General features: G+C 44.2%; 18 protein-coding genes. 5 read left to right on the forward strand and 13 right to left on the reverse strand.

The genetic code is table 11. The features are described 5' to 3' along the window. Positions 1-21: 21 nt before the first annotated feature. From nrdR to vcdP, 8 genes are all read right to left on the reverse strand, one after another. On the reverse strand, positions 22-471 hold the full coding sequence (gene nrdR, locus QWZ07_RS18755; RefSeq protein ID WP_017106265.1) for a transcriptional regulator NrdR: 450 nt from the start codon (positions 469-471) through the stop codon (positions 22-24). Positions 472-627: 156 nt separating this feature from the next. Beyond that, complete coding sequence (locus QWZ07_RS18760) at positions 628-1,878, reverse strand: glutamate-5-semialdehyde dehydrogenase (RefSeq protein WP_192852255.1); 1,251 nt, start codon at positions 1,876-1,878, stop codon at positions 628-630. A 66-nt stretch (positions 1,879-1,944) separates the two neighbouring features. Further along, a complete protein-coding gene (gene proB / locus QWZ07_RS18765) occupies positions 1,945-3,129 on the reverse strand; it encodes a glutamate 5-kinase (RefSeq protein ID WP_192852256.1) in 1,185 nt (394 codons plus the stop codon). 76 nt (positions 3,130-3,205) lie between these two features. Continuing rightward, positions 3,206-3,595 (reverse strand): sigma factor-binding protein Crl, encoded by a 390-nt coding sequence (gene crl / locus QWZ07_RS18770; RefSeq protein WP_017091097.1) that lies wholly within the window; start codon positions 3,593-3,595, stop codon positions 3,206-3,208. Positions 3,596-3,739: 144 nt separating this feature from the next. Continuing rightward, complete coding sequence (gene frsA, locus QWZ07_RS18775; RefSeq protein WP_026012376.1) at positions 3,740-4,993, reverse strand: esterase FrsA; 1,254 nt, start codon at positions 4,991-4,993, stop codon at positions 3,740-3,742. Positions 4,994-5,082: 89 nt separating this feature from the next. Then, on the reverse strand, positions 5,083-5,547 hold the full coding sequence (gene gpt / locus QWZ07_RS18780; protein ID WP_017084190.1) for a xanthine phosphoribosyltransferase: 465 nt from the start codon (positions 5,545-5,547) through the stop codon (positions 5,083-5,085). Between the two features lie 84 nt (positions 5,548-5,631). Next, positions 5,632-6,921, reverse strand: coding sequence for an NCS2 family permease (locus tag QWZ07_RS18785; protein WP_017106261.1), 1,290 nt, complete (start codon positions 6,919-6,921; stop codon positions 5,632-5,634). Between the two features lie 522 nt (positions 6,922-7,443). Next, entirely contained in the window at positions 7,444-7,530 is an 87-nt protein-coding gene (gene vcdP / locus QWZ07_RS26545) for a small protein VcdP (protein ID WP_016767614.1), read from the reverse strand. 456 nt (positions 7,531-7,986) lie between these two features. Between vcdP and QWZ07_RS18790 the strand changes: the two genes are divergently transcribed. Continuing rightward, the gene (locus QWZ07_RS18790; RefSeq protein WP_102361916.1) at positions 7,987-9,459 is read left to right on the forward strand and encodes an aminoacyl-histidine dipeptidase; all 1,473 of its coding nucleotides are present in this window, start codon (positions 7,987-7,989) and stop codon (positions 9,457-9,459) included. Positions 9,460-9,778: 319 nt separating this feature from the next. On the opposite strand, the gene QWZ07_RS18795 is transcribed toward QWZ07_RS18790, so the two are convergent. Next, positions 9,779-10,318, reverse strand: a complete 540-nt coding sequence (locus QWZ07_RS18795; RefSeq protein ID WP_029223480.1) for a DUF3332 family protein — start codon at positions 10,316-10,318, stop codon at positions 9,779-9,781. Between the two features lie 271 nt (positions 10,319-10,589). Here QWZ07_RS18795 and QWZ07_RS18800 point away from each other — a divergent pair, with 271 nt between their 5' ends. Further along, complete coding sequence (locus QWZ07_RS18800; protein WP_065103060.1) at positions 10,590-11,636, forward strand: succinylglutamate desuccinylase/aspartoacylase family protein; 1,047 nt, start codon at positions 10,590-10,592, stop codon at positions 11,634-11,636. Between the two features lie 134 nt (positions 11,637-11,770). Here the strand turns inward: QWZ07_RS18800 and QWZ07_RS18805 are convergent, their stop codons facing one another. Next, positions 11,771-12,085, reverse strand: a complete 315-nt coding sequence (locus QWZ07_RS18805; RefSeq protein ID WP_017106303.1) for a DUF3622 domain-containing protein — start codon at positions 12,083-12,085, stop codon at positions 11,771-11,773. A 350-nt stretch (positions 12,086-12,435) separates the two neighbouring features. On the opposite strand from QWZ07_RS18805, the gene QWZ07_RS18810 reads away from it, so the two are divergent. Beyond that, the gene (locus tag QWZ07_RS18810; RefSeq protein WP_102306452.1) at positions 12,436-13,443 is read left to right on the forward strand and encodes an adenosine deaminase; all 1,008 of its coding nucleotides are present in this window, start codon (positions 12,436-12,438) and stop codon (positions 13,441-13,443) included. A 147-nt stretch (positions 13,444-13,590) separates the two neighbouring features. On the opposite strand, the gene QWZ07_RS18815 is transcribed toward QWZ07_RS18810, so the two are convergent. Beyond that, positions 13,591-14,775: an NnrS family protein gene (locus QWZ07_RS18815; RefSeq protein ID WP_029225831.1), complete on the reverse strand. Its 1,185-nt coding sequence runs from the start codon at positions 14,773-14,775 to the stop codon at positions 13,591-13,593. Between the two features lie 307 nt (positions 14,776-15,082). On the opposite strand from QWZ07_RS18815, the gene QWZ07_RS18820 reads away from it, so the two are divergent. Then, positions 15,083-15,637: a gamma-glutamylcyclotransferase family protein gene (locus QWZ07_RS18820; protein WP_192852257.1), complete on the forward strand. Its 555-nt coding sequence runs from the start codon at positions 15,083-15,085 to the stop codon at positions 15,635-15,637. A 137-nt stretch (positions 15,638-15,774) separates the two neighbouring features. Here the strand turns inward: QWZ07_RS18820 and QWZ07_RS18825 are convergent, their stop codons facing one another. Then, entirely contained in the window at positions 15,775-16,107 is a 333-nt protein-coding gene (locus QWZ07_RS18825) for a tRNA-binding protein (protein ID WP_017110426.1), read from the reverse strand. A 197-nt stretch (positions 16,108-16,304) separates the two neighbouring features. On the opposite strand from QWZ07_RS18825, the gene QWZ07_RS18830 reads away from it, so the two are divergent. Next, the gene (locus QWZ07_RS18830; protein WP_065110878.1) at positions 16,305-17,306 is read left to right on the forward strand and encodes a substrate-binding domain-containing protein; all 1,002 of its coding nucleotides are present in this window, start codon (positions 16,305-16,307) and stop codon (positions 17,304-17,306) included. Between the two features lie 182 nt (positions 17,307-17,488). On the opposite strand, the gene galM is transcribed toward QWZ07_RS18830, so the two are convergent. Then, the gene (gene galM / locus QWZ07_RS18835; protein WP_192852258.1) at positions 17,489-18,568 is read right to left on the reverse strand and encodes a galactose-1-epimerase; all 1,080 of its coding nucleotides are present in this window, start codon (positions 18,566-18,568) and stop codon (positions 17,489-17,491) included. Between the last annotated feature and the right edge of the window lie 114 nt (positions 18,569-18,682).

Here is an 18,682-nt window from a genome sequence, read left to right on the forward strand (position 1 = left end):
AAATTAGACATGATTGAGGAATTAGTCCTCTAATTTAGCGATTTCTTCGCCAAACTCTCGGATGTCTTCAAAGCTGCGGTAAACAGAGGCAAAACGGATGTACGCCACTTTATCCAATACTTTCAATTGACCCATAACAAGATTACCAATCATCTCGCTTGGTACTTCACGCTCACCAGTTGCACGGAGTTGTGACTTAATCGTACTGATCGCAAGTTCAATGGCATCAGCACTCACTGGGCGTTTTTCTAGGGCGCGCTGTACACCACCGACCATTTTATCTTCATTAAATGGTTCGCGGTTTCCATTCGACTTTATGACTTTAGGCATCACAAGTTCTGCCGATTCGAACGTCGTAAAACGTTCACTACATGCAAGGCATTGACGGCGACGACGAACCTGATGGCCATCGGCTACCAGTCTTGAATCGATTACTTTAGTGTCGTTCTCTGAACAAAAAGGACAATGCATATCACCTCCAAATAATTGAATATCAGTGTAACGGAATTGCCAAACGTTAGGAAAGAAAAAGGGCCAATTAAGGCCCTTTTGTGTGGTGATTCATTGATTATTGCTACTCAAAAGCAATTTCAAAAATGAGCTGAGGAATAAAATTAACGACCAGCGTTAACCACGAACCAAATAGTTCGCTTTGCCCACCCATTTGTAACTTGTCAGTTCTTCTAAGCCCATTGGACCACGAGCATGCAGTTTCTGGGTAGATACTGCGACTTCAGCGCCTAAACCAAACTGTGCGCCATCAGTGAATCGTGTTGATGCATTCACATAAACCGCTGCTGAGCCGACTGAGTTAATAAAGCGCTCTGAGCTCTCTAGACTATTCGTCATGATCGCATCTGAGTGGCTCGCATTGTGTATGCGCATGTGGTCAATCGCTTCTGCCACATCCGTGACTACTTTCACACCTAACGTGTAGCTTAGCCATTCAGTGTCAAAGTCACCTTCAACTGCATCACGTTGGTCTTCAAAACCCGCTAGCAGCGATTTTGCGCTAGTGTCAGCAACCAAGGTAACCTTGCCCGCTAAACGCTGTGTTAGCTGCGCTAAGAAAGCTTCAGCAACCGCTTCGTGCACTAATAATGTATCTAGCGAGTTACACGCAGATGGGCGTTGTACTTTAGAGTTTTCAACCACATCTACCGACTTCTCTAGGTCCGCGCTTTCATCAACAAAGATATGGCTGATACCAAAACCACCAATGATCACTGGAATGGTGCTGTTCTCTTTACACATCTTGTGCAGGCCAGCGCCGCCACGAGGAATGATCATATCCACGTAGTCATCCAGTTTAAGCAGTTGAGATACGAGTTCACGATCAGGTTTCTCGATGTACTGAACAGAAGCAGCAGGAAGCTCAGCCTTCTCTAATGCAGATTGGATGACTTTAACCAGCTCCATGTTTGAGAAGAATGTCTCTTTGCCACCACGTAGGATGCTTGCGTTACCGGTTTTAAGACACAGTGCAGCAATATCGATGGTTACGTTTGGACGCGCTTCGTAGATAACACCAACCACACCAAGTGGTACGCGGCGGCGAGACAGTGACATACCGTTTTCCAGTACCTTGCTGTCAATCTCGCTGCCGACTGGATCATTCAGGCTAATCACGTTACGTACATCGTTAGCGATACCCGTTAGACGCTCTTCGTTCAGCAATAGGCGATCAAGCAGTGCGTCGGTCAGACCCGCTTCACGACCAAGTTCGATATCTTTTGCGTTCGCTTCTAAAATCGTTGCTGCGTTTACTTCTAACTCATCAGCGATGATCGCCAATGCCTTGTTCTTTTGCGCCGTTGATGCGGTCGCTAGGTGGAAAGCAGCGTCTTTTGCTGCAATACCCATGTTAGTTAAATCCACGTTTAACTCTCCCTAAATTCTGTCTGTCTTTGGATGTAACAAGGCGATTCGCCTTATCATCACGAGCTACTCTTGAATTACAACCAGGTCGTCACGGTGAATGACTTCTGACCCGTAATCGTAGCCAAGAATGTCGCCAATATCTTTACTGTGCTTGCCTGCTATTTTTGCTAGGTCTTGGCTTGAGTAGCTAGCGATACCACGAGCCACTACCTTGCCTTTGCTGTCTGTGACTTGGGTAACTTCACCACGAGAGAATTCGCCTTTAACTCGAACAACCCCTTTTGCCAACAAGCTGCTGCCTTTGGTGTTAACGGCATTGACTGCACCATCATCGACCACGATGTCACCAGCTGAAGCTGGGCCAGCTAAAATCCAGCGTTTACGGTTTTCAAGCGCTTCCGCTAAAGGCAAGAAACGTGTGCCTTGTGGGTTATCACTCAGTGAATCAAACACCACATTTTCAGCACTGCCCGCAGCAATGATCACTTCGATGCCTGCGCGACGAGCAATATCAGCCGCCTGCAGTTTTGTTGCCATGCCGCCGGTACCTAATGTCGTACCACTGCCGCCTGCGATCTTGCGCAGTGTGTCATCAATGGTTTTCACTTCTTTGATGAGCTCAGCGTTTGGATCTTTGCGAGGGTCAGCGGTAAACAAGCCTTTTTGGTCAGTTAATAGCAAAAGCTTATCAGCGCCGCATAAAATACCAACCAGTGCCGACAAGTTATCGTTGTCGCCCACTTTAATTTCGTTGGTGGCTACTGCATCGTTTTCGTTTACTACCGGAATAATATCGTGTTCAACGAGTGCGTTGATCGTGTCACGTGCATTCAGAAAACGCTCGCGATCATCGAGATCAGCACGAGTCAGTAGCATCTGGCCAATTTTAAGGCCATAGATAGCAAACAAAGACTCCCAAACTTGAATCAACTGACTTTGCCCAACTGCCGCAAGCAATTGTTTACTCGCCATCGAGTTGGGAAGTGCGGGGTAACCAAGGTGCTCACGTCCGGCTGCAATTGCACCAGACGAAACCATAACCACAGAGTGGCCTTGTTTTTTTAATTCAGCACATTGACGAACCAGCTCAACCATGTGAGCGCGGTCTAATGCCAATGTTCCACCAGTTAAGACACTGGTACCCAGTTTAACAACGACAGTTTTACTCTGTGTTGTTGTCCCGCTTTGATGATTTGTTGTCATGAAGTCTTTTATGAATAAAACAAATAAGAGGTGATGTTTTAGCAATCAACAAGAGAATTCACAAGTAGAAAAGGTGCGAAATCGCACCTTTTTGCTTTATAGAGAAGAGTAACCTTTAAAATCAGACGAATTCGACAGACTCTTCGTCTAACTGAACGCCGATTTCAAATTTCTTTTGAAGTTCGTCAACCAGCTTTTGGTGAAAGGCTTCTTGAGTTCGAGAGACCTCAGCGACCGCCTTTTTAGGTAATGGTAAAGGATCCCAGTTACCATCGATGTTGTATTTACCCGTGTTGTACTTCGCCGAAAATCCTTCTTCCGACTTATCCAACTCTAGCCACCAGCCCCAGAACTCGCGCTCTTCTGGTGACTTTTTATCGTTCACACACACAGATAAGCAATCAAAGATATAGTGGCCTTCTTCTGATTGCGGCTCCCTCAAATACGGACCAATGGCCTTTAAAACGTTTAACAAGCGATAATGTGTCGGTTGCTGTGTCACTTCTGACATATTGAATCTCCATTTTCAATGTTAAGAATGACTCTACTCAGACTGCAATACGTAGAAAGCACGCAGTTGGATTTTATAAATTTTCTCTGAGTATCAGGTACTTACTTTGTACACTTTTCATGCTTAACTAATTTAGGAGAAATGTCATCTAAATAATTCATCCTCAAGCCACTTTATCGCTAATTCGAGGGATTGCTCATACCCCTGTGTAATTGATTTAGTTTTGATTTTCTTCGCTTTGCCGTAATCACTGTAAATAGCAACCAGTTGATTATCCAGATGCGGTGAAACAGGGTCACCTTCCAAAGCCAATGCCAAAATAGGAACACTGGTTTTACTGTTAGCCAGCAAGCCTTGCACCTTCAATGACCAAGCCATCAGTTGCCCAGAAAGGCTATTGATATCCACCGCTCCTTTGCCAAGGCGAGAAGCCAACACATCCAAATGCATCTTAGGCATCTGCTTGAGTTTGTCTGCATGAACAAAGATATCGTGGATCGGTGCGCCAAGAGAGATACAGGCTTTCAGTTTGTGCTGCTCAAGGAAGGATAGCCTCACCATCGCGTTACCACCGAATCGGAACCCAAACAGACCGACTTTATGATGGTCGACCCATGGAATGTTAGGCAGTTCATTCAACACGGCTTGATGCAGGCAAGAAGAGTCTTCGGTCAATGGCCAGTGTGAACTGTGCCCTATCGACGGCATATCAATCGTTAGCATCGCAATGTTTTTCGGTGCTAGGTAATCTCTAAACAAACGCCACATGTCAGTTTGCAAGCTATCTAAACCCGCACTCACGATCACGACAGGTTGTGGTTTGTCTGTTTTGGTTAGATGTAAGTTCGCCTTAATCTTTTTGTTTTGATACGGCACTTCGATTTGTTTGACGATCAATTTGGTGTGTTTGATCGCTTCAGAATACGCCGCATTCGCTAATACCTGCGCCTGAGCAGCAAGGTTGTCGTTCTTTAGATGTGGGTAACCCGCAATGCTGAAACACAACGATGCTGAAAACAGCTCTTCAGCCATCTCTTCACCGTTCTTCTCATTAGAACGATTCTGATGCTGCATACCTAGCTTGGTCCATTCGTATGCCCAGTTACCACTGCGGTAGCCCATCACGGTATCTAACCACTCATCGGTGGTACGAGAATTATCGGATGAGGCGATGCGTGCCAATACCGCTTCTTGCTCTATCGGGTTTACGCCTTGCCATACCCACTGAAGACGTCTTAGGTTTCGATACCAAGATGAGTTCTGCTCTTCACGCTTTTTATCCAACAGTTCTTCTGAACTTGGCATGTAACGCGTGAGCATTGAGGTCTCTTTAGCCTGCTTGTGCTTTACAAACAAGGTTTCCGAAAGGTTCGAGCTCGTTTCTTCTGATTCAGACATTGGGACACTTAATAAGAAATGGTTGTTACTAATCATATAAAAAAAAATGACCCTATAAAGGGTCATTTCTCAAAAAACTAAGTTTACACTTATTTTGACTTGCGATTTACCGGCTCAACGAAGCTTAGGCTAGTATCCCAAGGTTGCTCAATCCATGTGTCTTGAGCGATATCAACGATGTATTCGTCTAACAAATCTGCGCCAGATGGTTTTGCACATACAGCGATAAGTTTCGCTTTAGGGTACATTTCGCGAAGCTTGCGTGCAGTGTCACCACTATCAACCAAGTCTTCAACGATTAGGAAACCTTCGCCGTCACCTTCAGGTGCTTTAACGACTGTCATATCACGTTGGTGATCGTGGTCGTAGCTAGAAATACAAATCGTATCTACGTGACGAATACCTAGTTCACGAGCCAAGATTGCACCAGGAACCAAACCACCACGGCTTACTGCCCAGATACCTTTCCACTGTTCTGCTGGCATTTGCTTTTCAGCTAGTTGACGGCAGTAAGTCTGCATGTTGTCCCAAGTGATAACGAATTTGTTGCTCATAGTATAAAACCTAATAATTTTGTCATGTTATTAGAGGCTATGCCTTACATAGCCTCTTCAGCGATTAAGCAGAAATCTAGACGATTAAGCGAAAATGTATTTAAGAATAAAGATAACCGACATTACCCACACAGCAGGTGAAACGTCGCGACCTTTACCACTTAGCAGCTTAATTGCAGCGTAAGCGATGAAACCTAGTGAGATACCCTCAGCGATAGAGTACGTCAGCGGCATAAGCAGACATGTTACCACGACTGGTGCAGCTTCCGTAAGATCACGCCAATCAATGCCAACTAGGCCAGACATCATCAAAATTGCTACATAGAAAAGTGCACCTGATGTTGCGTAAGCCGGAATCATACCTGCAAGTGGCGAGAAGAAAAGAGCCAGTAGGAATAAGATGCCAACTACAACCGCAGTTAGACCGGTACGACCGCCTTCAGCAACACCCGCAACACTCTCAACGTAAGATGTCGTATTTGATGTACCTAGCAATGCACCAATAGATGTCGCTGTAGAGTCAGCAAGCAGTGCTTTGTTCAAGCGCGGTAGTTTGCCGTCTTCTTTGATTAGGTTTGCTTTCGTTGCAACACCAACCAGAGTACCCGCGGTATCGAACAAATCGACGAACAAGAATGCGAATACGACTGAAATCATACCAATTTCAAATACAGCAGAGAAATCAAGCTGCATGAATGTCGGAGCTAGGCTTGGTGGAGTAGACATGATGCCGCCGTACTGAACGTCACCAATTGCAATGCCGATAGCCGTGATTGCTAGAATCGCAATCATTACCGCACCCTTCACACCACGGTGAACAAGAGCAATAGTCAGGAAGAAACCAAGCGCACCTAACATTGGCGCAATCGCAGTGATATCGCCAAGTGAAACCTTAGTCGCTGGGTTAGAAACAACGATGCCTGCATTGCTAAGCGCGATAAACGCAAGGAAAAGGCCGATACCCGCAGAGATACCAACACGCAGAGACATAGGGATCGAGTTGATAATCCATTCACGAATCTTAAAGATACTTAAGAAGATGAAGATTACGCCTGATACGAAAACCGCTGCCAAAGCAACTTGCCACGTATAACCCATACCCATTACAACAGCGTAGGTAAAGAATGCGTTCAAACCCATGCCTGGAGCTTGCGCGATTGGGTAGTTAGCAACAAAACCCATGATGAAACAGCCAATAGCGGCTGCTAAACAGGTTGCTACAAATACAGCGCCATGGTCCATACCAGCATCAGCTAGAATCATTGGGTTTACAAAAATGATGTAAGCCATTGTTAGGAAGGTTGTTAGACCTGCGATGATTTCAGTGCGCACATTGGTGCCATTTTCACTGAGTTTGAATAGCTTTTCGAACATTATCGAATCCTATAAGGGTAAAAAGTAAACGGTTGCGTAATCGATTGGCTGTGGATTATAAAGTTATCAAATAACAAATTCCAGATAGAATTAAGGCTCTAATCGATATTTATCAGAATGCCGTATGAAACAAAGCGATTAAAAACGAAGACCACAAAGAAAAATAACGATTAAAAACAATAAATTAAGCAAAATAAATACGATGAGATTACTTGGCTACTTTTTAAACCATCAGTTATTTTCATTGAGAAGTTAGCCATCCAATTCTCAATTTAAACCCACAAGAGATGTGTATTTTTCAACAGGATCAGTAATAAGGCGCAAATTGATATTTTAGCGTTTAAAAAACAACCGCTGAGAATGGTAAAAAAAGTGGTGAATTGACGCGGTAGGAAAAAAGTAGCAGGCAAAAAAAACGCCACTCAATACTGAGTGGCGGTAGAATCTGTCAACCAAAAGGGTTGTAAAAGAATTCCAATATATAGGGGTGAACAAAACTGTTCGAGTTACATGCTTGTGGTATTAGTAACCAAAGCTTGTAGGGTATGCAAAGTTGCTAGTGTAAACAGAGCTGTTAAGCCAGAACATTGCAGATGGTAAACCTTTCATAACTATCACCTTAATAAATCAATAAAAAACGAATTTGATTTCTCGGTTCCTTGGAGGCGATAAAACGGACTCATCCTTTGAGCATTTACTCTTCACTTCAGAAGTTGGTTATTAATATACCCGAAAGAAAAAAGATTACAAGTATTTTTTGCTATACGTCACACTTTTGGCTAATTATGGTTATTTAAGAAACTTTATTTTGTAATTAAATTACAGAATAGACTTAAACAAACGTTTGCTTACGCCATTTATAAGCATCAAAGCGCTTAATCATGATCAGATAGACAAGATCGCTTTCAAAATTTGAGCTATTTGAGGTTTAGAACCGCTACTCGTCAAAACGCTCAAGTGGTATGCTGTTGCCATCAAAACAGACCCATATTTTAGATTTTTATTCTAAGGTTTTACCTATAGAAATCCTAAATATATGGTTACCAAATAAAAAAGGAGTCATCCGTGTCTGAATTCCATTCTGAGATCAGTAAATTATCCCCTGCCCCTATTTGGCAGTTCTTCGATAAGATTTGCTCAATCCCACATCCTTCTAAGCATGAGGAAGAGCTAGCTCAATACATTATTGCTTGGGCAACAGAGCAAGGTTTAAATGTACGTCGCGACCCAACGGGTAACGTATTCATTACTAAACCTGCAACGCCAGGCATGGAAAACAAAAAAGGTGTTGTGCTACAAGCGCACATCGATATGGTTCCACAAAAGAACGAAGACACGGTTCACGACTTCGCTAAAGATCCTATCCAGCCATATATTGATGGTGAGTGGGTTACAGCAAAAGGCACAACGCTGGGTGCTGATAACGGTATGGGTATGGCTTCTTGTCTTGCTGTACTGGCATCAAACGAAATCAAACATGGCCCTATCGAAGTTCTACTAACAGTAGATGAAGAAGCAGGCATGACTGGTGCTTTCGGTCTTGAAGCAGGTTGGTTAGAAGGTGATATCCTTCTTAACACCGATTCAGAGCAAGAAGGCGAAGTGTACATGGGTTGTGCTGGTGGCATCGACGGCGCAATGACATTTGAAATTGCACGTAACGCAATCCCAGCAGATTTCGTAACACGTAAGCTAACGCTAAAAGGCCTAAAAGGCGGTCACTCTGGTTGTGACATCCATACTGGTCGTGCAAACGCGAACAAACTGCTTGCTCGCTTCCTTGCGGGTCACGCAAAAGAGCTAGACCTTCGCATCGTAGAATTCAAAGGTGGTAGCCTTCGTAACGCTATTCCTCGTGAAGGCTTCGTAACGGTTGCTGTTCCAGCAGCAAACCAAGAGAAACTGGCTTCGCTATACAACTACTACACAGAGCTGCTTTCAACAGAGTTAGGTAAAGTAGAAGACAGCATCGTGACTTTCAATGAAGAAGCTTCTGTAGAAATGGGCGCACTTGCGTCAGCAGACCAAGCTCGCTTTATCGCGGCACTTAACGCATGTCCAAACGGCGTGATTCGTATGAGTGACGAGATTGAAGGTGTTGTTGAAACGTCTCTAAACGTAGGTGTTATCACAACAGAAGAGAACTCAATCACAGTGCTTTGCCTGATCCGTTCTCTTATCGATTCAGGTCGTAGCCAAGTAGAAAGCATGCTTCACTCTGTTGCTGAACTAGCAGGCGCTAACATCGCATTCTCTGGTGCTTACCCAGGTTGGAAACCAGACGCAGACTCAGAAATCATGCATATCTTCCGCGACATGTACGAAGGTATCTACGGTCACAAGCCAAACATCATGGTTATCCATGCTGGCCTTGAATGTGGTCTATTCAAAGAACCTTACCCGAACATGGATATGGTTTCTTTCGGCCCAACCATCAAGTTCCCTCACTCTCCAGATGAGAAAGTGAAGATCGACACGGTTGAGCTATTCTGGAACCAAATGGTTGCTTTACTTGAAGCCATCCCAGAAAAAGCATAATTCGATAAGCTATGTTTATTCAATGAATCGTGCTTTTCAATAAATAGTACTTTTCAGTAAACACCGTTTATCCGACACAAAATAAAACAGGTACTCAATGAGTACCTGTTTTTGTATCTAATCTTTGTAAACGACTATTTGTGACGAAAGAAGTAATACCAATCACAGTAAGTAAGTGTTCAGAAATAGCGCAGGAAAAAGGCTTGAGAACAAGGCGTGATTTTCTGATAAGTAGTTATTCTACAATCAAAAATTACAACGCAGTTATCGAGATTTTTAACAAGCTAGGGTGACCAGTTATTTACTACGATTGGTATAACTAAGCGCGTGTCGCCGCGTAGCTCTCTAGCTCATCAATTGAAGTTTGTGCCACAACTTCACCATCGATGAAGTACGTCACCATCTCGCCATCGCGAACACCGATTAACGTCGCACGCTCACCAGATTGGTAAGTAATGTCCATTTGGATCGTGTTTTCATCAATCTGCTGCATTTGACCTTTCTCGATCACGTCTGCACTCGTAATTGGACCTACAGGCGCTTCAGTTAGAGAAGGATCCAACTGATGGTTGATGTCTAGGTACGTATCAGTCTTTGTATCAAAGATGTGCGGAGAACCAGTTAGTGGGTTACTACCAGTCCAGAACTCTAGTGAGTTGAATACTAGGTAATCGGCAGCAACCGTTAGGCCGTAAGCAGGCGCTAGTAGCATGTTCAAGCCACCACGTGCGTAACGGTTATCAACAGCCTTAACGTTAAACTTCATTAGGTAACCGGTTACTGCGTTACTACCAACACAGCCAGATAAAGCGACAGAAACCACCGCCAGTGCAACGACTTTTGAAATTGTTTTTTTCATTTTTATCTCGATATATGAATTTGGCCGCCAAAAAATGGCGATGGATAATACCAATCAACCGAACGGAAAATATCAGAGTTAAATCAATGTATTGTCAGAAAATTCACAATTTAAAACACCCTCTAATTAGCCAAATCAAAAACAGAAACCAATTCAGAAGCCTCTCCATAAAAAACTTTTGTCGTGACCGTAAAGTGATTGATTCGTACTAAAAATCAACGATTGATACATTCCGTGTTAACGAATTATCACTATGTTGAGAACAACCTAAATGGCAAGACTAAAACCTAATCAACCCTTCGAATTACTTGGTTATACTGTTCAGCCAGGGCAACGAATGGAGATTGAACTACAAGCTGCCCTGCTTTACACGCACTCTCCACTTTCGATCCCGATTGAAATTATTCACGGTCGCCAAGCAGGTCCAACACTGATGGTAAATGCGGCTATCCACGGCGATGAGCTAAACGGTGTTGAGATTGCACGACAACTGACAAACGCGATTGATCCAAAGAAGCTGAAAGGGACATTAATTGTTGTGCCGATCGTTAACGTGTTTGGCTTTATCCATAAATCTCGTTACCTACCAGACCGTCGCGACCTAAACCGTTGCTTCCCAGGTAGTGAGAAAGGATCGCTAACATCACGCATCGCTTACACCTTCTTCGAGAACGTGGCGAAGCACTGTGATTATATTCTGGATCTACACACAGGTGCGATTCACCGTACTAACTTGCCACAGATCCGTGCAAACCTATCGAACCCTGAAACACTGCGCATCGCAAAAGCATTCGCAACACCAGTGATCATTGATTCTCCATTGCGTGACGGTTCATTGCGTAGCGAAGCAGAAAAGTTGGGGATTCCTGTATTAACTTACGAAGGTGGCGAAGCACTGCGTTTTGATCACCTAGCGATTCGTGCGGGTTACCTTGGCGTGCATCAAGTAATGAAAGAAATCGGCATGCTGCGCCCTAACCGTAAGAAGTTGCCAGAGCCAGTACTGAGTAAATCCACCAGCTGGATCCGCGCTGAGTCAGACGGTATTTTGCGTAACATGGTAAGGCTGGGTGAACAAGTTGAAGCAGGGCAAACTCTGGCTTACATCAGCTCACCTCTAGGTCACCAAGAAGGCCAAGTAATCACAACTAAAGGCGGTATCGTGATTGGTCAACAAACACTGCCTCTAGTGAATGAAGGTGACGCGGTGTTCCACATTGCTTACTTCAAGCAAGATGATGATGAAGTGGGACAGTCTGTTGAGAGTTACATTGAAGAAGTCGCGGAAGATGATTGGTTAACGACTCTGAACAACTAAGTTTGCAGAGTAAGTTAGCTGAATAACGCTCAGAAATGCAAAAGCCCCAATATACTTTTAACTAGAAAGAGAAAAGTTATATTGGGGCTTTTTTCTGCTCTTCTTCAAACAAGAAGAGCATAAATTATTGCGACTTACTCGTCGTCTAGCTCTTCTGCGCGAGCTTTTGCACGTGCTTCACGCGCTTGCTCAGCTTTAAGCTCTTTAGTGTGACGCAATTCATCACGCTCTTTACGTTGCTCTGATTTACGATCGTTACGCTCAGCTTGGTTTGCGATGAAAGATGCTAGTTCTTTCTCAGCCCACTCTTGTGCTAGAGCTTCAGTTTCAAAACCAGACTCACGCTTAGATACTGTTGTGCTGCGAGACGTTACTTGACGAGTAATCTCTGCACACCAACCGTTGCGTTTTTCTGTAATGCGGATATCAAATTTTTTGTTCTTAGACATGTTCTATTTATTCCTAAGGGAGATCATTAAGGGATCGGTCAACTTTGATAACTCCATCTAAGTGAGCATCTTTTAACACCATCCCTTGGTAAGCGCGGTATTAGAGCACAAATCCATGGATATTGCTGCAAATATTTGCAGCGGATCACACTCCATTGCTGCAAATCGTTTGCGGCTCATTTCAATTCTTTCATAACCCTCTATTCACCAGCAATTTCGGCGCTGTTTTATCGACAGCAATGAAATGAACTATGCTCAAACAGAGAGAAATAAATCGCCTAAAATCTCACATTAATAGGCGTAAGCATCTCACCTACTCCGCCCATAATTAAAATAGCTAAGGAGTTGCTATGGATAGCTTCATCAAAAAATTACCGAAGGTTGAGCTTCATTTACACATAGAAGGCACACTAGAACCTGAGTTGATGTTCGAACTCGCCAAGCGCAATAACGTGTCGATTCCCTTTGAGAATCCAGACCAAGTTCGCGAAGCCTATCAATTTCACAACCTGCAATCCTTCCTCGATATCTATTACCAAGGCGCCAACGTGCTGATCCACCAGCGAGATTTCTACGACCTAACTTGGGCTTACCTATTGAAATGCCAGCAAGACAACGTAGTTCATACCGAAATATTCTTTGACCCACAGACTCACACCGAACGTGGAATAGGTTTCGACACAGTTGTTGGTGGCATAACTCAAGCTTTACAGAAAGCAGAACAGGAACTTGGGATAAGCAGCCAACTGATCATGTGCTTTCTACGCCACCTTGATGAAGACAGCGCGTTCGAGACGCTCAAGCAAGCCCTGCCCTACAAAGATAAAATCATAGCGGTTGGGCTAGATTCATCAGAGCAAGGCAACCCGCCTGAAAAATTTAAACATGTCTTTCAAGAAGCCATCAACCAAGGTTTCCTAACTGTGGCTCATGCAGGAGAAGAAGGCCCAGCACAAAATATAAGTGATGCGTTGAGCTTGTTAGGCATAACCCGAATTGATCATGGCGTTCGCTGTGTTGAAGATGACGACTTGATGGAACAGTTGATAGCAAAGCGCACACCGCTGACCGTATGCCCGCTATCGAATACCAAGCTCAAGGTCTTCGAAACCATGCAACAACACAACATTGTCAAACTGCTGAGGAAAGGGCTGTGCGTCACCATCAATTCCGATGATCCCGCTTACTTTGGTGGTTACATGAATGACAACTTCCTCGCTGTCGCCAATGCTCATCCACTGACGAAAAACGAATTAGCGCAATTCAGCATCAATGCCATTGAAGCGAGCTTCGTTTCCCCTCAGGCTAGACAAGAACTCACCGCGCAAGTCCGCCAATATCTAACAGTGAATGCTTAATAAGCCAATAGATAATACTGAACGAACGAATGGATAATACTGAACGAATAGAGAAAGTGCACTTTTCAACACGATCAAAAAAGGGAAGCTCATTGCTTCCCTTTGATTATCTAAAGGCTTAACTCGCAAGCTTCATCAATCCTCTGATTAACCTGGGTGACCATCCACTCGTGGGGTTAATAACATCATGCCAAACTTCCAGATAAACAAACCAAACGCCAACGTCCATAAACCCGCGCTGATGTTGACCATCTCAAATAAGTAAGCAGGGAAGAAAGTGACACCTAAGCTACGAACTAATGCCGCGATAAAGATAGCCGAGAACGCCAGCGCCATGCTTGGCCCTTTATAGATAGCACGGCCTGTGTGTCCCATGGTGACACGAGTGATCATCGCAAGAATGAGCCCACTCAAACCGCCAATCGCAAACAGGTGCAGCATGTTATGGCTTGCAAATGGATTATCTAACAATCCTCTTAGCAACAAGCTCAAAGGAATACACATATAAGCCGCATGCAGTGACCACACCAAAGGCTCAGACAACGTTGTCCAAGGCTTCCAACGGACAAAGCGAACCAACTGAGTCACACCTGCAAACACCATCAACTCATTGCCCACTTGAGCAAAGGTCAACGGGAAGAAGCTCAACACAAACAATCCAACCAAAGGCAGGTTCGCGAGCCATTCCAACCAAACCAGTGGTTGTGCTTTTTCAAAGTCAAAACGACGGGCCGTGAAGAACGGGATAACTCGTCCACCCATCACGGATAATAGCAAGGTAAACCACCATAACATTGCGTGCCATACTGCAGACGATGGGAATGGAGGCATGCCTTTAATCGTCGCGTAACTAGCAAAGTTGGCGACAATAGCCAATATAAACAGCGGCACAAAAAACAGGTTCTTCCAGCCTTTCGATTTCACGACACGGAAACCAATCTCGTAAGCGGCAAAGATCAAGAACAACGCTTCAACCGATGAGATTAACCACAATGGCGCCGGTGTCCAAAATAGAATACGAGGTGCTAGCCACAAACCAACGAGCGCAGCTAATCGATAATGTTTAGTTCCGTTGACTCCCGTCCACGTTTGCACTGCAGTCAGAACAAAACCAACCACAATCGCCATAGAAAAACCAAACAGCATTTCATGTACGTGCCACCAAAGCGCGGGCACTTTTAACACTTCAGGCTGACCATTTTGGAACATGACAACCCAAGCGACGATAGCAATCACGGCATAGAGACTGCCAAGAAAGAAGAAAGGTCTAAAACCTAAACGAAGATAAGCTGGAATCGCATCTTCTACGCTTTTATCTGTGATATTTAACAAACTCATTCCTCATTTCAGATAACAAGCCAAGTGTGGCTTATATTGAATTGCTACCAATAGCCAAATTCAAGGTGCAGTAATCATCACCGCAATATTGCCTAACACAATGCATGAAACGCGCCAAAGATATAAACCCAATAAAAACAAGCAACAAGGTGTATTTAGATATCAAAAAAGTGTCAATTAAACACACCACAAAAAGTCATTTAGACTCGAAGGTGTGTAAAATAAAAAACTACTGACATTTGATGAAGCCAAACATATAGTAAGACTAGTCTCAAATACAAAAGAACAGACAGGGAACGCGATGTATATTTTTGGTTATGGTAGCTTGATCAACTCCTCTTCTCGTCAACTCACAGGTCAAACAGGACAAGCGATTCCTGCGATAGTGCACGGCTTAGTGCGCCACTGGAGTAAAATCGATGACAGCTATGTTTTGTCACCGTTGATCGTCAATCTTGGTGAGGGACAAGTGAATGGTGTTTTGCTTGAGGTCGATGATGTTGCGTTGGCTGAATTTGATCGTCGTGAGCGTGGTTATCACCGAATTGAGTTAAGAAACGAGCAGATAGAGAGCCAAACCGAGTTTAAAGCGGATCAATCGATCTGGGTATACATCAAAGACGAAATCGAAGCGCCTTGTGAAAACAGCCCTATCGTTCAAACCTATGTTGATACCGTCATGGCAGGATGTTTAGAGGTGTCTGAAAGCTTTGCTGCGCACTTTGTGGAACATACACAAGGCTGGCACCATCCATTAGAAAATGATCGTCACCAGCCGAAATACGGCAACCTTGCTGGGGTTTCTGATCACCACCACAGTGTGATTGATGGCTTGATACTGACCGTTCGTAGCTAGTTTTTGAGGGCTTTGGGCATTTTGAAGCTTCGGCAACTTGGAGCTTCGGCAATTTAGATCTTCGATCATTTGAAGCTTTGAGAGCAGATAGGTCGATGAGCTTATAACGAATAGTCTCACCGACTAATCTAGACAACTTAAACCACTCGAATACCCGCTGGCATCGCACGTTCCGGTGTCAGTAATACACTTTCAGATTCATCATCTGTTTCCGCACATAACAGCATGCATTCAGAAGTGTGGCCTCTCATCTTCGCTTTAGCTAGGTTACACAACACGACAACCTGCTTGCCCATTAACTCTTCCTCGGTGTAGTAAGGGACTAGGCTAGTCACCGTTTGTAGAGTCTTCTCACCGATATCCACTTGCACGATGTACAGCTTGTCTGCGTTTTCATGACGCACAACCTCGATGATCTTACCCACTCGCATTTCTAACTTAGCAAAGTCACCATAAGAGACAGTATCCATTTCTCACTTCCTATATTAATTTATTTTTATCAATTAAATTATTTACTAAAATTAAGTAAAATGTAAGTGTTTACACTAGCACTAAGAGCAACAATTACAAGCGGTAAAGATCTCATTACTGGAAGTAAAATGAGAGTTTCATTGCCTTAGTATCATTGTCGGTGTTAAATAGATTCAGCAATATATAGAGGTTAAAAATGGCAACAATTAAAGATGTAGCAAAGGAAGCTGGTGTTTCTGTTGCAACCGTATCTCGAGTAATCAACAAGTCTCCAAAAGCAAGCGCAAGCTCGGTAGAGTCTGTGACTAAAGCGATGGTTAAACTGGGTTACCGCCCTAATGCGAATGCTCGTGCGTTGGTCAGCCAAAGCACCAACACTGTGGGCGTGTTAGTCGGTGATATCTCCGACCCCTTTTTCGGCACTCTGGTTAAGGCTGTCGATAATGTCGCTCGTGAGAACGGAAAACATATCCTCGTTGGTAATGGCTCACACGATCGTGAAGAAGAGAGACAAGCGATTGAGTTGCTGATTAATAGCCGTTGCGATGCCTTAGTGATCCACTCTAAAGGACTCACCGACGAAGAGCTGATTGCCTATGCCAAAGAAGTGAAAGGCTTAGTGCTGATCAATCGTTATATTGCTGAGATTGCGAACCGTTGTATTTTCTTAGACAACAAGAAAGGCGCGTACCTCGCCACTGAATATCTGATTCGTCATGGCCACAAAAACATCGCCTGCATCGCCTCTTCTCACAGCATTGAAGATGCCGATGAACGAGTGCAAGGTTACTTAGCAGCACTCTCCGATTACAAAATCGAGTTATCTGATAGCTATATTGAATATTCAGCGCCCACCAGTGATGGTGGCGAATACGCGATGACTAACTTACTAACCAAGTCACTACCTATCACCGGCCTTGTTGCTTACAACGATTACATGGCAGCAGGCGCACTCTCAGTGCTTGATGAAAACGGTATTCAAGCGCCAGACAAGGTTTCTATTGTTGGTTTTGATGACGGCTTAATTGCTCGCTATGTTCACCCTAAGCTGACGACTATCCGCTACCCTATTCAGATGATGGCAGAAAAAGCCACTCGACTCGCGCTAGTGCTGGCTAAAAGTGAAGCGGTTTCCTCTGAGCCAATGATGTTCTCTCCGACTCTGGTTCGTAGAAACTCAGTTGAGAAAGTCGTCTAGCCGCAAAGCAGCCTCTACTTGCTTTCGCTAGTCTTCTGACCAGCTGTTAGCATCGAATATAGAGCACAAAAAAAAGCCCTAACAGAAGCTATTCTGTTAGGGCTTTCTTACCTTACTCTCCCCAACAATAATTCCCTTTGTTAGGCGCCAATTTGGCATAAACCATTTTGAGCTAGAGCAGACTAGTTTGAATAATCCCCCGAAAATTCAAACTGGTAACAGGTTCGGTAGCGGTATTCTTGTTCAGGCCTAAGAATACAACTGTCCTGTTTCCACTCTGGATGGTTAGGTGAGTCAGGTAAGAACTGGGTTTCCAATGCAATTCCTGCGTAGTCTTCGTAGCTGCCACCCTTTCGATTAGGTGTTCCGCCCAACCAATTACCGGTATACAGCTGCATTGCTGGCTTGGTTGAAAAGACTTTCAGAGTGACAAGTGCATCAGGCGAAGTCACTGTAGCCGCACATTGATCGCGTTTACAGTTTTCCGCTAAAAGAAAAGAATGATCATAACCTTTGGCCGCTTTTTGCTGTTCATCACCCAATAAGCGTTCAGAGATCATCATAGGCTGATTGAAATCAAAGCTGGTTGATTTCACCGATTTCAAATTACCTAATGGGATACCCACCTTATTCGTCGGTAGGTATTGCGAGGCATTGATGCTGACAATATGAGACAAACAATCGTGATCGCTGTTTGCGCCAAGTAAATTAAAGTAAGCGTGGTTAGTTAGGTTCACGACCGTAGCTTTATCGGTTGTCGCAAAGTACTCGATAGACACTCGGTTGTCTTCGGTTAACTCGTAACTCACAGACACATTCAGCAACCCTGGGAAACCTTGGTCGCCATCAGCAGACACTAAGCTATAAACGACCGACATCGGTGTTTGAGCGGTTAACTGCCAGCGGCGCTTATCAAAGCCATCTGAGCCACCGTGTAAAGTATTACCGGATTGATTCGCATCGAGCTTATAACCCGTGCCATCAACTTTAAAACGACCATTGGCAATGCGGTTAGCATAGCGCCCGACCGTCGCACCAAGATAGCTGGCTTGTTTCTGAAAGTTTTCCATTGAATCGACGCCCAACAGAACTTCTCGTTGATTTCCCTTTACTGGCAGGATACAGCTCAACCAAGTCGCGCCAATATCCATGAATGTTAGTTGCATGCCATGCTTGTTGGACAAGGTAACTAACTGAGCAGGGTGACCATCATAGGCTGCCGTTTGTGTCATGGATTGGTGCAAGTTCTGCTCTGATGTCATTCTAAATTCCTTCCTAGTGCCAACAAAAAGCCTCTACATTTAAGCAAAGGCTTTACCATTTGGCCTACCATGAACTTTTTACTTGGTAAGCACTATCTTTCAAGCATGAAATCT

Origin of the sequence: Vibrio lentus (assembly GCF_030409755.1) — a bacterium.
Lineage (GTDB): Bacteria > Pseudomonadota > Gammaproteobacteria > Enterobacterales > Vibrionaceae > Vibrio > Vibrio lentus.